This is a genomic window from Rhizobium mayense (assembly GCF_030272705.1).
GTDB lineage: Bacteria > Pseudomonadota > Alphaproteobacteria > Rhizobiales > Rhizobiaceae > Rhizobium > Rhizobium mayense.
Window position 1 is genome coordinate 1 of the sequence record NZ_JARFYM010000040.1, and the last position, 13,932, is coordinate 13,932.

Sequence of the window (13,932 nt, forward strand, 5' to 3'; positions counted from 1 at the left end):
TCTGCGGCCCTGGCGACTGTTCGGGTTCGATGGAACGGTAGATGGAGACCCGGGCTCTCCCACGGGCTTGGTGTCCCTTGGGTCCGGCGGTCTTCCATCAACCACCGCGCTGCCACTAGTAGCACACACGGACAGGCCTAAGTTACAAGGGCCAGGGTGAGGGGCGAGGCACAGGGCTGCTTCGGCATCGTACTTGCCCGACAAACACTGCACTGTGGGCAACAAAAAAGCCGGGAAAGCATCGCTCTCCCGGCTTCGATCTTTGGGGCCCTTGTGAAGTATCAGGCGGCTTCGTTTTCCGTGGCGTGTGCCTTGCGGACTTCTTCGTCCGTCAGGATACCGCTGGCGCGCAGCAGGGCGGCGAAACGGCCGTTGCTCTGGCTGAGCTCGCTGAAGCTGCCGTTTTCGATCACGCGGCCGTTGTCGAGGAAGAGGACGATATCGGCCTCGCGGACCGTCGACAGACGGTGGGCGATGATGAAGGTCGTGCGGTTCTGTCGCAGGTTGTCGATCGCCGCCTTCACCCGGTTTTCGGTCTCCACGTCGAGCGCGCTGGTCGCCTCGTCGAGTACGAGGATCGGCGCATCCTTCAGGATGGCGCGGGCGATGGCGATACGCTGACGCTCACCGCCGGAGAGCTTGTTGCCGCGTTCACCGACCCGGGTCTCGTAGCCGCTTTCGCGATTCTCGATGAAGTCGCTGGCGGCAGCGGCTTCGGCGGCGCGGACCATCTCCTCTTCGGTCGCACCCTCGCGGCCGAGACGGATGTTGTCGCTGATCGAACGGTTGAGCAGCCCGGCATCCTGGAAGACGGTGGCGATGTAGCGGCGCAGCGACTTACGCGTCACCTTGGTGATGTCGTTGCCGTCGACGAGGATCTGGCCCTCCTGCGGATCGAAGACACGCTGCAGCAGGTTGACCAGCGTCGTCTTGCCGGCACCGGTCGGGCCGACGATGGCGACCGTCTGGCCGGCCTTCACCGTGAAGTTGATGTTGTGCAGGCCCTGCGACGTGTTGCCGAAGCCGAAGGACACGTTGCGGAACTCGACCTCGCCCTTGACGTCCTTGATCTCGGCAAGGCCCGCCGGTTCTTCACGGTCGCGGACGGAATCTTCCAGGGTGTAGAAATCTTCCAGCTTGGCGCGCGCTTCGAAAATCTGGTTGGCGAAGTTGCGCAGCTGTTCCAGGCGGCCGATCAGCACGTTGGCGAAGGCGATGAAGGTGATCAGCGCGCCGAGGCTCAAGCTGCCGTTTTGAACGAGCAGCGTACCGATCATCAGGATTGCCATCATCGCGACGGTCGAGGCCGTGCGGTTCAACGCGCCAGCGAGCGCCCACCAGTCGAGAACCGGATACTGTGCGGCGAGCAGTCGTTCGGTGAAGGACTTCAGCGCCTTGGTTTCGGCTTCGATGCGGTTATAGCTATGCAGCACGGAAACGTTGCTGATGCTGTCGCTGACATGCGAGAACACGGTGTTATAATGGCTTTCGACCGAGGTCTGGCCATCCTTCGTCCGGCTCATGACGAGGCGGCCGATGATCCAGTAGAAGACGCCGAGCAGAATGAGAACGGCGGACAGGCGCAGGTCCATGGACATGGCCGTCGGGATCATCACGACAAGCGCGACTGCCGTCGACAGATGATTGCGCATGAATTCGAGCCACAGGCCGAACAGGGCTTCACAGGCGCGCAGCAGCGTGTTCAGCGCGCTCGCCGTGCCGCGCTGGCTGTGCCAGGAGAGCGGCATGGAGATGATGCGGCTGAACGCTTCGGTCAGCAGAGATGCGCGACGCCCATGGGCGAGACGGTCCGCCTCGCGGGAAACCACGATGAACGCCACCGCGCTGAAGACCGCGAAACCTGCCCACAGCATCATGGTCGGTGCCACGGCCTGTTGTTTGGCGATGGCGTCGAAGATGCGGCCGAACAGGACCGGTTCGTAAATGGTGGTCATCGCCAGTGCGATGTTTGCGATGACAACCATCCACACGCGATATCGATACGCGCCAAGGTACTTCAGGGCTCTTGCATAGACTTTGAACAGCGACACGTCGGGCACCCTCTGTGCATTCGCAAAATTAGGAATGCTGGATGCTACAGATTGCTACCTGAACCGGCGATTAACGGATTCTGACACTGTTTTTTCAGGCGAATTTTTATGCGTTTCGCCCAAATCAGCAACGGCGTTCAAGCGGCCGTCCGAGAACTGTGACAGTTTGCGAATAGTTGATGCATTGGCATTGTCGCGCGCCGATGCGATTGCTATTTAGGGTTGATATACAAAATTTTCGCCAAAAACGCTCAATTTGATTTCGATCCAAGCATGTTTGCCCGCATCAAGCCGCGTCGGAGGCAAAGCGGATCATGATAGAGGCATCAGCTGACGAACAACCAGGCTTCCAAGCCAGGGGGTGCATGTGAATATTCATTCCTTAATACAATTGCTTGTGGTTATTGAAGAATGCAAGCTTGCCAAGAATGTTGTCGCGGAGCTGGAACAGGTGCTCCGGTCCTATCGCTTCGATTATTATGGGCTGATAAGGGCGCCGCGACCGAATATCGAGCCTATGAATCTCGTGCTTGCCGGACGCTGGCCGGACAAATGGCCGGTCACCTATGTTGCCAAGAAATACATCCTGATCGATCCCACCATCCGCTATCTCGGCCGCGCGCAGCGACCTTTCCGCTGGCGGGATGCCGTGGTGGCAATGAAGGGCGATCCGCTCCGCCGGCGTATGGAACAGATGATGGCCGATGCGCGTGCCAACGGACTGATCGACGGCTATATCTTTCCCATCCACGGGCGCAGCGGTCTGCTCGGCAATATGACGATCGGCGGCAATGTGATCGATCTGTCGCCAGTCGAAATCTCTCTCTTTGATGCCGTGGCGAAGAAAGCCTTCTGGCGGCTTCTGGAGCTGCGCGATGAAGCGCGATCTCTGGAAGAGGCCTCCAAAACCGACCTCAAGCTGACCAAGCGCGAGATGGAGGTGCTGAACCATCTGGCAGAAGGCATGACCTCAATCGAGATCAGCCGGACGCTCAAAATCTCAAATCACACCGTCGATTGGTACATGAACAGCATTCAGGATAAACTGAATGCAAAGAACCGGCAGCACATCGTTGCTATAGCTTTTAGAAATGGACTTATTCCGTAACGGCAACAATTTTGGTTTCCGGCGCCGTAGGAAATTGAACTTCTTGTGACAAGAAGTTAAGAATTCTCTTCGCGGGTGCAGCATTGCCCGTTTCAATGCCGTGAGGAGAGCGCATTGCCTATTTCCAAAATCCTGGTTGCCAACCGTTCCGAGATTGCTATCCGCGTTTTTCGCGCGGCCAATGAGCTCGGCATAAAAACAGTCGCCATCTGGGCCGAGGAAGACAAACTCGCGCTGCATCGCTTCAAGGCCGACGAAAGCTATCAGGTCGGTCGCGGCCCGCATCTTGCCCGTGATCTCGGGCCGATCGAGAGTTATCTGTCGATCGACGAAATTATCCGCGTCGCCAAGCTGTCCGGCGCCGACGCCATCCATCCTGGCTATGGCCTTTTGTCGGAAAGCCCGGAATTCGTCGATGCCTGCGATGCCGCGGGCATCACCTTTATCGGCCCCAGGGCCGATACGATGCGCCAGCTTGGCAACAAGGTCGCGGCCCGCAATCTGGCGATTTCCGTCGGTGTTCCGGTCGTGCCGGCCACCGAGCCCTTGCCGGATGACATGAAGGAAGTTGCGCGGATGGCCGAGGAGATCGGCTATCCGGTCATGCTCAAAGCCTCCTGGGGCGGCGGCGGTCGCGGCATGCGCGCCATCCGCTCCGAGGCCGATCTCGCCAAGGAAGTGACGGAAGCCAAGCGCGAGGCGAAGGCCGCCTTCGGCAAGGACGAGGTCTATCTCGAAAAGCTGGTCGAGCGCGCCCGCCACGTGGAAAGCCAGATCCTCGGCGATACGCACGGCAATGTTGTGCATCTCTTCGAGCGCGACTGTTCTGTCCAGCGCCGCAACCAGAAGGTTGTCGAGCGCGCACCGGCGCCTTATCTCACCGAAGCGCAGCGGCAGGAACTGGCCGCTTATTCACTGAAGATCGCGGGCGCAACCAACTATGTCGGCGCCGGCACCGTCGAATATCTGATGGATGCCGATACCGGCAAATTCTACTTCATCGAAGTCAACCCGCGCATCCAGGTCGAGCATACCGTGACGGAAGTCGTGACCGGCATCGACATCGTCAAGGCGCAGATCCATATCCTCGACGGTTTCGCCATTGGCACGCCGGAATCGGGCGTGCCGAAGCAGGAGGATATCCACCTCAACGGCCATGCCCTGCAATGCCGCGTCACCACCGAAGACCCGGAACATAATTTCATTCCCGATTATGGTCGCATCACCGCTTACCGTTCGGCCGCCGGTTTCGGCATTCGTCTCGATGGCGGCACGGCCTATACCGGAGCGATCATCACCCGCTTTTACGATCCGCTGCTGGTCAAGGTGACGGCCTGGGCCTCGACGCCTTCGGAGGCGATCGCTCGCATGGACCGCGCGCTGCGCGAATTCCGCATCCGCGGCGTGGCGACGAACCTCACCTTCCTCGAAGCGATCATCACCCATCCGAAATTCCGCGATAACAGCTATACGACCCGCTTCATCGATACGACGCCGGAGCTGTTCCAGCAGGTCAAGCGCCAGGACCGCGCCACCAAACTGCTGACCTACCTTGCCGATGTCACCGTCAACGGCCATCCGGAGGCCCGCGGCCGGCCGGCGCCGTCGCCGAAGGCGGCCGAGCCGGTATTGCCCTATATCGACGGCAAGGTTCCGGATGGCAGCAAGCAGCGGCTCGACAAGCTCGGTCCGCAGAAATTCGCCGAGTGGATGCGCGATGAAAAGCGCGTGCTGATGACCGACACGACGATGCGCGACGGCCATCAATCGCTGCTCGCCACCCGCATGCGCACCTTCGATATTGCCCGGGTTGCCGGCACCTATGCGCGCGCTCTGCCGCAATTGCTGTCGCTGGAATGCTGGGGCGGCGCCACCTTCGACGTCTCCATGCGCTTCCTCACCGAGGACCCGTGGGAACGCCTGTCGCTGATCCGCGAGGGCGCGCCGAACCTGCTCCTGCAGATGCTGCTGCGCGGCGCCAATGGCGTCGGCTACACCAATTATCCCGACAATGTCGTCAAATACTTCGTCCGGCAGGCGGCCAAGGGCGGCATCGACCTGTTCCGCGTTTTCGACTGCCTGAACTGGGTCGAGAACATGCGCGTGTCGATGGACGCGGTTGCCGAGGAGAACAAGCTCTGCGAAGCCGCGATCTGCTATACAGGCGATATCCTCAATTCCGCCCGTCCGAAATATGACCTGAAATATTATACCGATCTGGCCGTCGAGCTTGAAAAGGCGGGCGCTCATATCATCGCGCTGAAGGACATGGCCGGCCTCTTGAAGCCGGCTGCGGCCAAGGTGCTTTTCAAGGCGCTGCGCGAGGCGACCGGCTTGCCGATCCATTTCCACACGCATGACACCTCGGGCATCGCAGCCGCAACGGTCCTGGCTGCCGTGGACGCCGGCGTCGACGCCGTCGATGCGGCGATGGATGCGCTGTCAGGCAACACGTCGCAGCCTTGCCTCGGCTCGATCGTCGAGGCGCTGAAGGGCACGGAGCGTGATCCGGGCCTCGATCCCGAATGGATCCGCCGCATCTCCTTCTATTGGGAAGCGGTGCGCCATCAGTATGCCGCCTTCGAAAGCGATCTCAAGGGACCAGCCTCGGAAGTCTACCTGCACGAAATGCCGGGCGGCCAGTTCACCAACCTCAAGGAACAGGCCCGCTCGCTTGGCCTCGAGACCCGCTGGCATCAGGTGGCGCAAGCGTATGCCGACGCCAATCAGATGTTCGGCGATATCGTCAAGGTGACGCCGTCTTCCAAGGTGGTCGGCGACATGGCGCTGATGATGGTGAGCCAGGACCTGACCGTTGCCGATGTTGAGAACCCGGCTAGGGATATCGCCTTCCCCGACTCTGTCGTCTCGATGCTCAAGGGCGATCTCGGTCAGCCGCCGTCCGGATGGCCGCAGGCGTTGCAGAAGAAGGCGCTGAAGGGCGACAAGCCCTATACGGTGCGCCCGGGCTCGCTGCTGGCCGAAGCCGATCTCGATGCCGAGCGCAAGGCGATCGAGACCAAGCTGGAGCGGAAGGTCGACGACTTCGAGTTCGCCTCCTACCTAATGTATCCGAAGGTCTTCACCGACTATGCCCTGGTCGCCGATACGTACGGCCCCGTCTCTGTGCTGCCGACGCCCGCCTATTTCTACGGTCTGAAGGAAGGCGGCGAGCTCTTTGCCGAGATCGAGAAGGGCAAGACGCTCGTCGTCGTCAACCAGGCGATGACGGCGACCGACGACAAGGGCATGGTAACGGTGTTCTTCGAGCTCAACGGCCAGCCGCGCCGCATCAAGGTGCCGGATCGCGCCCATGGCGCCACCGGCAGCGCCATCCGCCGCAAGGCCGAGGCGGGCAATACCGCCCATGTCGGCGCGCCGATGCCGGGTGTCATCTCCACGGTCTTCGTCTCGCCCGGCCAGGCGATCAAGGCCGGCGACGTGCTGGTGTCCATCGAAGCGATGAAGATGGAAACGGCGCTGCATGCGGAAAAGGACGGGACAATCGCCGAAGTCCTGGTCCGCGCCGGCGATCAGATCGACGCCAAGGATCTGCTGGTGGTTTACGGGGCTTGAGCACCCATTGAGAAACAAGGAGGGGCGGCTCTTGCGGCCCGCCCCTTCCTTGCGTGAAATTTTGCGCCGGCGCGTCGTGCGCTATCCGACCGATTTGCGCATGTGAACAATAAAGCTGCCCTTGAACGGCTCCTCGCGGTCAATCTCGTAGCCGGTCTTCAGGTAAAGTTGGACGTTTTCGGCAAAGCGCTTGTTGGTGTAGAGGCGGATTTCCCTGTGTCCCAGCGAGGTCGCGACGTCCTCGGCATGGGCGAGCAGCTTTCGGCCAAGGCCCCGGCCTTGATAGGCGGGTAACACGGCCACGTTCTCGATCAGCAGATGGTCGGCTTGCGGGATCATTTCAATCAGCGCGGCGAGAGCGCCGTCGATATCGAGTAGGTCGATGCGGTGGCTGCGGACGGCCTCGGCATAGTCGGCGGTCATCGGAAGCGGCTCGCGCCCGATTAAGGGCACCCATTTCGAATAGGCTTCCCGTGTCAGGGAGCGAATGGCTTGGACGTCTTCCATGGTTGCCGTCCGCAGCAAGAAGGGTTGGCTCATTCTATCGATCCCCACCTATCTCCGGCCAGAAGTGCCGCAATCAGATATCGTAGCTGTGCCCCGCATTCAGCGTCGAGATGAACTGCTTCGTCCGCTCCTGCGTCGGCGCGCCGAAGATGCTGCGGGAGGGGCCGGTTTCGACGATGTTACCGGCCTCGAGGAAGACGACGCTGGTGGCGATCTTCGAGGCGAGGCGCAGGTCATGGGTTGCCATCACCATGGTCGTGCCTTCATTGGCGAGCTTTCCGAGAACGTCGACGACTTCAGCGGCGAGTTCCGGATCGAGTGCCGAGGTCGGCTCGTCACAGAGAAGAACACGAGGCGAGGGGGCAAGCGCGCGAGCGATCGCCACTCGCTGCTGCTGTCCGCCTGACAGCGTCGAGGGCCAGGCGTCCATCTTGTGCGCCATGCCGACCTTGGTCAAAAGCTCGACTGCGCGGTTACGGGCCCTTTCGGCTGGCCAGCGCAGTACGGTCACCAGGCCTTCCATAACGTTCTGAATTGCCGTCTGGTGCGGAAAGAGCTGGAAATTCTGGAAGACCATGCCGGTCTGCCGGCGGATCTTCTGGATGTCCCGCCAGCCGGTCTTCTTGCCTGGCGCGAAAGTGATCGTCTCGCCGCCGATACGGATCATGCCTGCTGTCGGGATTTCCAGAAGGTTGATACAGCGCAGCAACGTGCTCTTGCCGCCGCCGGACGGGCCGACGAGCGCGGTCACAGTGCCTTCGGGGATCAGCAGGCTGATGTCTTTCAGGATGACGTTGTCGCCGAAGCGTTTTTCGATATGCGAGAGCTCGATCATGTCCGTGCCTCCTCCAGCGCGCCGCCATAGCGGGCGAAACGGCGTTCGAGAGAGACCTGCAGAGACGACAGGAAGGAACTCATGACCAGATAGATCAGGGCTGCTTGGATATAAAGGATCAGCGGCTCATAGGTCGTCGCCACGATGCGCTGCGCGGCCTGGAACAGTTCCGGCACTGTGATTGCCGCAGCAAGCGAGGTGTCCTTGACGAGCGAGATGAAGGTGTTCGACAGCGGCGGCACGGCGACGCGCGCGGCCTGCGGCAGAATGGTGCGGTTCATCGCCTGTCGCCAGCTCATGCCGATGGAGTAGGCCGCTTCCCATTGGCCCTTCGGAACCGAGGAGATAACGGCGCGGATGATCTCGGAGGTATAGGCGCCGACGCTCAGCGTGAAACCGATGACGGCGGCGGGAAAGGCGTCGAGCAGGATGCCGAGGCTCGGCAGACCGTAGAAGATGACGAAAAGCTGCACCAGAAGCGGCGTACCGCGGATCACCCAGACATAGAAGCGCGCGATGGCAGCGAGCGGCCGCGGGCCGAAAAGCCGCGTAACGGCGGTGAGCAGGCCGAGCAGCAAGCCGAGAACGAAAGTGATCAAGGTGAGCGGGATGGTGAAGACGAGTCCCGCCCATAACAGCGAGCCCAGTGAGTCCCACATCAATTGCAACCAGTGCTGCACGGAGAAGCGGCCTTTCGATAAGAGAATGCGTCCGGAAAGGATTCCGGACGCATCTTTTTCACAGTTTGACGGCGATGCCTATTACTTCGAAACATCCTGGCCGAAGTATTTCTGGGAAATCTTGGCATAGGTGCCGTCAGCCTTGATGTCGGCCAGCGCCTTGTTGATGGCGGCCTGCAGCTCCGGCTCACCCTTGCGGATGATGGCGGCGGAATAGTCGGCATTGGCCTGCTGGGCGACGATCTTCACGGGCGCATCCGGCTTGTGCTTTTTGAAATCGAAGAAGGACAGGCTGTCGTTGATGGTTGCGTCGGCGCGGCCGGTCAAGACGAGCTGGATCGACTGGTCGAAGCCATCGGTGCCGACAAGCGTGGCGCCGGACTGTTCGGCGAGCTTGCCGAAATTACTGGTCAGCGACTGTGCGGCCTTCTTGCCCTTCAGATCGGGGAAGTCCTTGATATCGCTGTTGCTGTCCTTGACGATCAGCACGGCCTTGGAGGCGATGTAAGGATCGGAGAAATCGTACTTCTGCTTGCGAGCATCGGTGACGCCGACTTCGTTGATGACGGTGTCGTAGCGGTTGGCGTCGAGGCCGGCGATCAGGCCGTCCCATTTGCCTTCCAGAAACTGCGCCTTGACGCCGAGCTTGCCAGCGATGGCTTCGGCGATCTCGACGTCGAAGCCGACGAGCTTGCCGCTTTCGTCGTGATAGGTGAAGGGGGCATAGGTGCCTTCCGTGCCGATCTTCAGGGCGCCAGCGGACTGGATCGCCTTCAAGTTATCGCCGGCGTGGGCGGGGAGCAGAAAAGCAGCCTGCACGAGGGCGGCGGCGGCGACAGTCTTCAACCAGTTCATTGTTTTCTTCCGTTTCTTGAGCGGCACCAATCGATGCCGAATACATTGCAGAAAAACTAGCGCAGGGAAGCGTAGAAAACTGCAAAAGAAATGGGCAAGTGCGAATATTTTTCTCAAAAGGTTGAGATTTCGTGATCTTGCCACCGCGCAGATTGGAGACAACCGGGCAAGGGCGCGCGTCGTTGTCAGCAACCTTGTTTTCGAGTGATAATTGCCGTCGGCCGCCGAGGAGACATCATGCTCCTCGCAAGTTCCAGCTTTATCGTCGCCGATGAATGCTTTGGCGCCATCAGTAATAGGGCGAGACGCACGCCTGTCGTGGACCGTAGTTGGGCTGGAATGTATTGTCGTAAGCCCTGTAGGACCGATAACGCGCATAGCACCAGCGCACATGAGCACTGCCACCATAGTAAGCCGGGCGGTAATACCGTGGCGCGTAGTAGCGCGGACCGTAATAGGTCGGGCCGTAATAGCCCGGATCGTAGTAGCCAGAGTCATAATAATTCGGCTGCGCCAGGAGCCCGCCGATTAGCGCACCTGCGGCGAGGCCGCCGAGCGCCCAACCCCACTCGTCGCCATGGTGGTGATAGTATCCGCCATCATGATAATACCCGCCGTGATATCCGCCATGGTAATCCACTAGCTGCACCTGTGGTGCCTCGACTTTCGGGGTGACAACGGTGGGAAACGCCATGGCCGGCGCGACGCTCGTCAGCGCCGTCGCGAGCGACAAGGCAACGATTGCTAGCCTCTTCATTGTCTTCACCTTTCCGTCAACATCGCAGCCGAAAATTATAGCGTGGAAAGGACGGCGTGGCACTTAATTTCGCAATTGGCGACCGTGTCGGTGGGGCCGGCTTTTGCTGCCATTTCCCGCTCCGTGGTCGATCGTCTTACGAGCACAGTGAGAACAGCCTCGGGCCGCGTAAACGTCTTGAATCAATTAGCAACGTTTTGAATACCCTCGGTTTCCATAGGCGATTTATGACCAAATGGAAAATATTGCTTTACTACAATATCGCTGCCGAAATCCGAAAAATGACCGGAATCAAAATATAAAAATTGACCATCAATAATATAATTACAGGTTCCACCCGGACACAGATTTATGATTGGATCGATGAAATCTGCCCCTTTTGCGGCCGCCTTCAATTGTTCATTGAAATTCGGCTCTATTATTGTCGGCCATGAAGAGGAGGTTTCTCCCAGCGTAGCTTTCTCAAATCCGATGACCCTAACGTCGGTAACGAACATCGGCGATTGACCTATGACGGTCACGTCCACCCCCATAGCCTTGAGGGTCGATATGGTATCTTGAAGCAAATCCAGTCCCCTGAGGCGGAGATCCACCCACCTGCCGGAAAGGATGACGTGTTTCACATTGAGGGTCTTGATGAGGTTCAGCACGTTGCGGTTAAATTGCTGGCAACTCGGCCTGGCATAGGAATAGTAGGCAAGTATCGGCGGGCAACCCGCATAGGTATATTCGTAGATTTGAAGAGACGTTTGCTCGGCGTTCGCGACAATTCCCGGGACATAATGCGCGGCGTAGGAGTCGCCCCACAGAAGGGCGGCGTCGCCTGAGGTTTTCGTCAATTGACAGTTTTCCGGCTTCCAGTTCTTAAACTCGTCGCCGTTCTCGAAGAAGCATTTGTCATTTCGCCAAGTCTGGACATCGCCGGCCGCCGCGGTTTGCTGTTTCTTTAGGTGCAGCATCTCCGTCTGTGCTTCGAAGGCCGGAAAGCGATTGGGGAAACCGTTCGCGGCGATCGTTCCGTAGGCAACCGTGAACGCGGCAAAAAGCCCGAGCGCGGCCGATGCAAACACTCCGCCGCGAGACGAAATAATTGCCTTCCCACGGAAAGGTCCTTCCACGAACCACCATGAAAAACTGGCCAAGATGTAACTCGAAACAATGATAAAAATTGCGTCGAGCACTCCCGGTTCCCGCAGTGTGACATAGCGCAGGAAGACCGCGATGGGCCAATGCGATAGATATAGGGAATAGGATATCCTGCCGGTGAACACGAACGGTCTTGTCGATAACAGCCTGGCAACGATCGAATGCTGTTCCCCGCCGGTGTAAATCAAAATGACCGCGCCCATGCAGGGCAGAGCTGCTGAGAGACCCGGAAACGGCGTGGCGGCCGAATAGGTAAAGACCGCAAACAGAATTGCCGAAAGTCCGGCTATTGCCAGCAGGTTGTTTGCCGGATTAGGCAGAGTGCTCTGTCTGCCCCAGATCGCCAGGAGCGCGCCGAGCAAAAGCTCCCAGCATCTCGTTGGGAGGAGAAAGAAATTAGCCGTTGGAGCAACGTCGGTTGCATAGACGCTGAGGGCAAATGACGCGGCCGCAACTGCGGCGAAAACCGCAAGACGGAGTCCGCCGGTCCACCGGTTAAGGAGCCACATCGCGAGCGGCATAAAGATGTAAAACTGTTCTTCGACCGAAAGCGACCACGTGTGCAACAGCGGGCGAAGCAGAGCGCTGTCCTCAAAGTATCCTGAAAATTTCCAGAAGTAGAAATTGGAAATAAATAATGCAACGCTGACCATGCTCTTAGCATAATCGATAAAAAATGACGGTAAAAACAAGAGCGCTGCGAATATCGTTGTCAAAATGAGATAGAAGAAAATGGCGGGAAGAATGCGTCTCGCTCTTCTTTCGTAGAACCCAACGATGGAAAAACGCCCTTCGCGGAGCTCTTCCTCAAGTAGAGTCGTAATCAAAAAACCTGATATGACAAAGAATATATCAACACCAATGAATCCTCCTGAAAATCCGGACAATCCAGAGTGAAAAAACACTACGGGCAAGACGGCCATCGTTCTGAGGCCATCTATTTCGGGTCGATACTTCATTCGGAGCCGATTCCCTCATAATAATTACCAAGGCTGGTAATAGATTTACTGAAGGTATTCGTTATGCCAAATTCTGTTCACACGAAATCGCTGCGGACAGCGTGACTCAAGAGAGTGGGCTTGTCCAGTCATCAACCCCGCGATGTTGCCGGAAATCCGCCGTCATAAGCGAACGGGACAACTCAATGCGTGATAATAGATGAGTCGACAAAATGCATCTCTAGATTGCAGGCCGACGTTGGCGGCCGACAAGGCCCGGAGGACGCATTTGCCGCAAAGTTGCCGTCTGCAAAAATGACGCTTGTGGTGGACGGTGTATCAGTCGTCTCAAGCGGACTATGCTTCGCTTTGTTCAACCGCGGGCACCCGCCGCAACCGCTCGCTGACGATGATGATCACGCCGGCGCTGAGGATGAAGGCTGCGCCGAGAAAGGTGTTGGCCTTCGGAATGTCGCCCCAGATCAGGAAGCCAAGCAGGAAGGCCCAGATGAGCGAAGTATATTCGAACGGCGCCAGAACCGAGACCGGCGCCTGCCGCATGCCTTCGAACAGGGCAAGCTGTCCCGCGCCGGCAATGACGCCGGTGCCGAAAAGCAGCAACACCTGATAGGCAGTTGGCGTCTGCCAATGCAGGATGGCCATGGTGGCGGTCAGCACAATGAAGATGATGTTCGAGACGGCCATTTGGATATGGCTCTTCTCGTGCAGCGCGGTCTTGCGCAGGAGCACCATGCCGGTTGCCCAGAGCACGGCGGCCTGCAGCGCCAGATAAACGGGCCAGGAGATCGACAGTCCGACGGGATTGGAGGCGATCAGGACGCCGCAGAAGCCGAGGCCGACGGCTGTCCAGCGGACCAAAGTGACCTTTTCGCGCAGGACTATGGTTGCCAGGATCGTGCCGACGACCGGAGCGGCGTAATAGAGTGTCGTCACTTCCGCAAGCTGCAGGTAACGGGCGGCGGAATAGTAGGAGGTCCAGGCGATCACGAGCAGAATGCTGCGCACGATCATCGGCTTGATGATCGGCGAGCGCACCACTTTCCGCGCCAACGAGGGGCCTTCGAAGAGGAAGCAGCCGATGAGGATGGTGCAGCTTCGCCAGAACAGGATCTGCCAGACCGGAATGCTGACGACGAGCAATTTCACCACCGAGTCGTGGGCAGTGAACAGCATATAGGCAAGCACCGTAAGCAGGATGCCGTAGCTGATGGGATTTTTCACAAAAGCACCATGGGGAATGGCTTGAGGCGGCCGATCGAAAACTCTTTAAGGCTCAAGCGATAGGAGGCTGTTTTTTCGCCGTCAATAGGCCACATGGGCAAGGTACATTGGAAGGAAAAGATTATTTGCGGTTGTGGCTTTGCAGCCTCCGTTTTAACAGACGGAGACGAAATGTGACCGATGCAGCTGATCTCGGACATTGAGATTTCAATCGATTTAAATATTCTGCCCACACCG

At 58.7% G+C, this 13,932-nt stretch carries 10 protein-coding genes; 2 read left to right on the forward strand and 8 right to left on the reverse strand.

The window, feature by feature from the left end; genetic code table 11:
- Positions 1 to 281: 281 nt before the first annotated feature.
- Entirely contained in the window at positions 282 to 2,051 is a 1,770-nt protein-coding gene (locus PY649_RS30205; RefSeq protein WP_285872575.1) for a glucan ABC transporter ATP-binding protein/ permease, read from the reverse strand.
- 367 nt (positions 2,052 to 2,418) lie between these two features.
- Between PY649_RS30205 and PY649_RS30210 the strand changes: the two genes are divergently transcribed.
- Entirely contained in the window at positions 2,419 to 3,159 is a 741-nt protein-coding gene (locus PY649_RS30210; protein ID WP_285872576.1) for a helix-turn-helix transcriptional regulator, read from the forward strand.
- Positions 3,160 to 3,273: 114 nt separating this feature from the next.
- Positions 3,274 to 6,735 carry a pyruvate carboxylase gene (pyc, locus tag PY649_RS30215; RefSeq protein ID WP_285872577.1) on the forward strand — a complete coding sequence of 1,154 codons (3,462 nt, stop codon included), beginning with the start codon at positions 3,274 to 3,276 and terminating at the stop codon, positions 6,733 to 6,735.
- Positions 6,736 to 6,816: 81 nt separating this feature from the next.
- Here pyc and PY649_RS30220 read toward each other — a convergent pair whose 3' ends face one another.
- The 7 genes from PY649_RS30220 to PY649_RS30250 all read right to left on the reverse strand — a co-directional run bounded on the left by PY649_RS30220 (position 6,817) and on the right by PY649_RS30250 (position 13,695).
- The gene (locus PY649_RS30220) at positions 6,817 to 7,275 is read right to left on the reverse strand and encodes a GNAT family N-acetyltransferase (protein WP_285872578.1); all 459 of its coding nucleotides are present in this window, start codon (positions 7,273 to 7,275) and stop codon (positions 6,817 to 6,819) included.
- 40 nt (positions 7,276 to 7,315) lie between these two features.
- The gene (locus PY649_RS30225; protein WP_285872579.1) at positions 7,316 to 8,077 is read right to left on the reverse strand and encodes an amino acid ABC transporter ATP-binding protein; all 762 of its coding nucleotides are present in this window, start codon (positions 8,075 to 8,077) and stop codon (positions 7,316 to 7,318) included.
- Entirely contained in the window at positions 8,074 to 8,736 is a 663-nt protein-coding gene (locus PY649_RS30230) for an amino acid ABC transporter permease (protein ID WP_432761431.1), read from the reverse strand. Before PY649_RS30230 ends, PY649_RS30225 begins: the two co-directional genes overlap by 4 nt.
- A gap of 102 nt (positions 8,737 to 8,838) precedes the next feature.
- Positions 8,839 to 9,612, reverse strand: coding sequence for an amino acid ABC transporter substrate-binding protein (locus PY649_RS30235; protein ID WP_285872581.1), 774 nt, complete (start codon positions 9,610 to 9,612; stop codon positions 8,839 to 8,841).
- A gap of 289 nt (positions 9,613 to 9,901) precedes the next feature.
- Positions 9,902 to 10,369 carry a BA14K family protein gene (locus PY649_RS30240; protein ID WP_285872582.1) on the reverse strand — a complete coding sequence of 156 codons (468 nt, stop codon included), beginning with the start codon at positions 10,367 to 10,369 and terminating at the stop codon, positions 9,902 to 9,904.
- A gap of 182 nt (positions 10,370 to 10,551) precedes the next feature.
- On the reverse strand, positions 10,552 to 12,474 hold the full coding sequence (locus tag PY649_RS30245; RefSeq protein ID WP_285872583.1) for an acyltransferase family protein: 1,923 nt from the start codon (positions 12,472 to 12,474) through the stop codon (positions 10,552 to 10,554).
- A gap of 336 nt (positions 12,475 to 12,810) precedes the next feature.
- Positions 12,811 to 13,695, reverse strand: a complete 885-nt coding sequence (locus tag PY649_RS30250) for a DMT family transporter (RefSeq protein WP_285872584.1) — start codon at positions 13,693 to 13,695, stop codon at positions 12,811 to 12,813.
- Positions 13,696 to 13,932: the final 237 nt, after the last annotated feature.

What these genes read in the sequence shown, in the direction of transcription:
- PY649_RS30220 (WP_285872578.1), bottom strand. Translation starts at nt 7,275, where the DNA reads ATGAGCCAACCCTTCTTGCTGCGGACGGCAACCATGGAAGACGTCCAA.
- PY649_RS30225 (WP_285872579.1), bottom strand. Translation starts at nt 8,077, where the DNA reads ATGATCGAGCTCTCGCATATCGAAAAACGCTTCGGCGACAACGTCATC.
- PY649_RS30230 (WP_432761431.1), bottom strand. Translation starts at nt 8,736, where the DNA reads ATGTGGGACTCACTGGGCTCGCTGTTATGGGCGGGACTCGTCTTCACC.
- PY649_RS30235 (WP_285872581.1), bottom strand. Translation starts at nt 9,612, where the DNA reads ATGAACTGGTTGAAGACTGTCGCCGCCGCCGCCCTCGTGCAGGCTGCT.
- PY649_RS30240 (WP_285872582.1), bottom strand. Translation starts at nt 10,369, where the DNA reads ATGAAGAGGCTAGCAATCGTTGCCTTGTCGCTCGCGACGGCGCTGACG.
- PY649_RS30245 (WP_285872583.1), bottom strand. Translation starts at nt 12,474, where the DNA reads ATGAAGTATCGACCCGAAATAGATGGCCTCAGAACGATGGCCGTCTTG.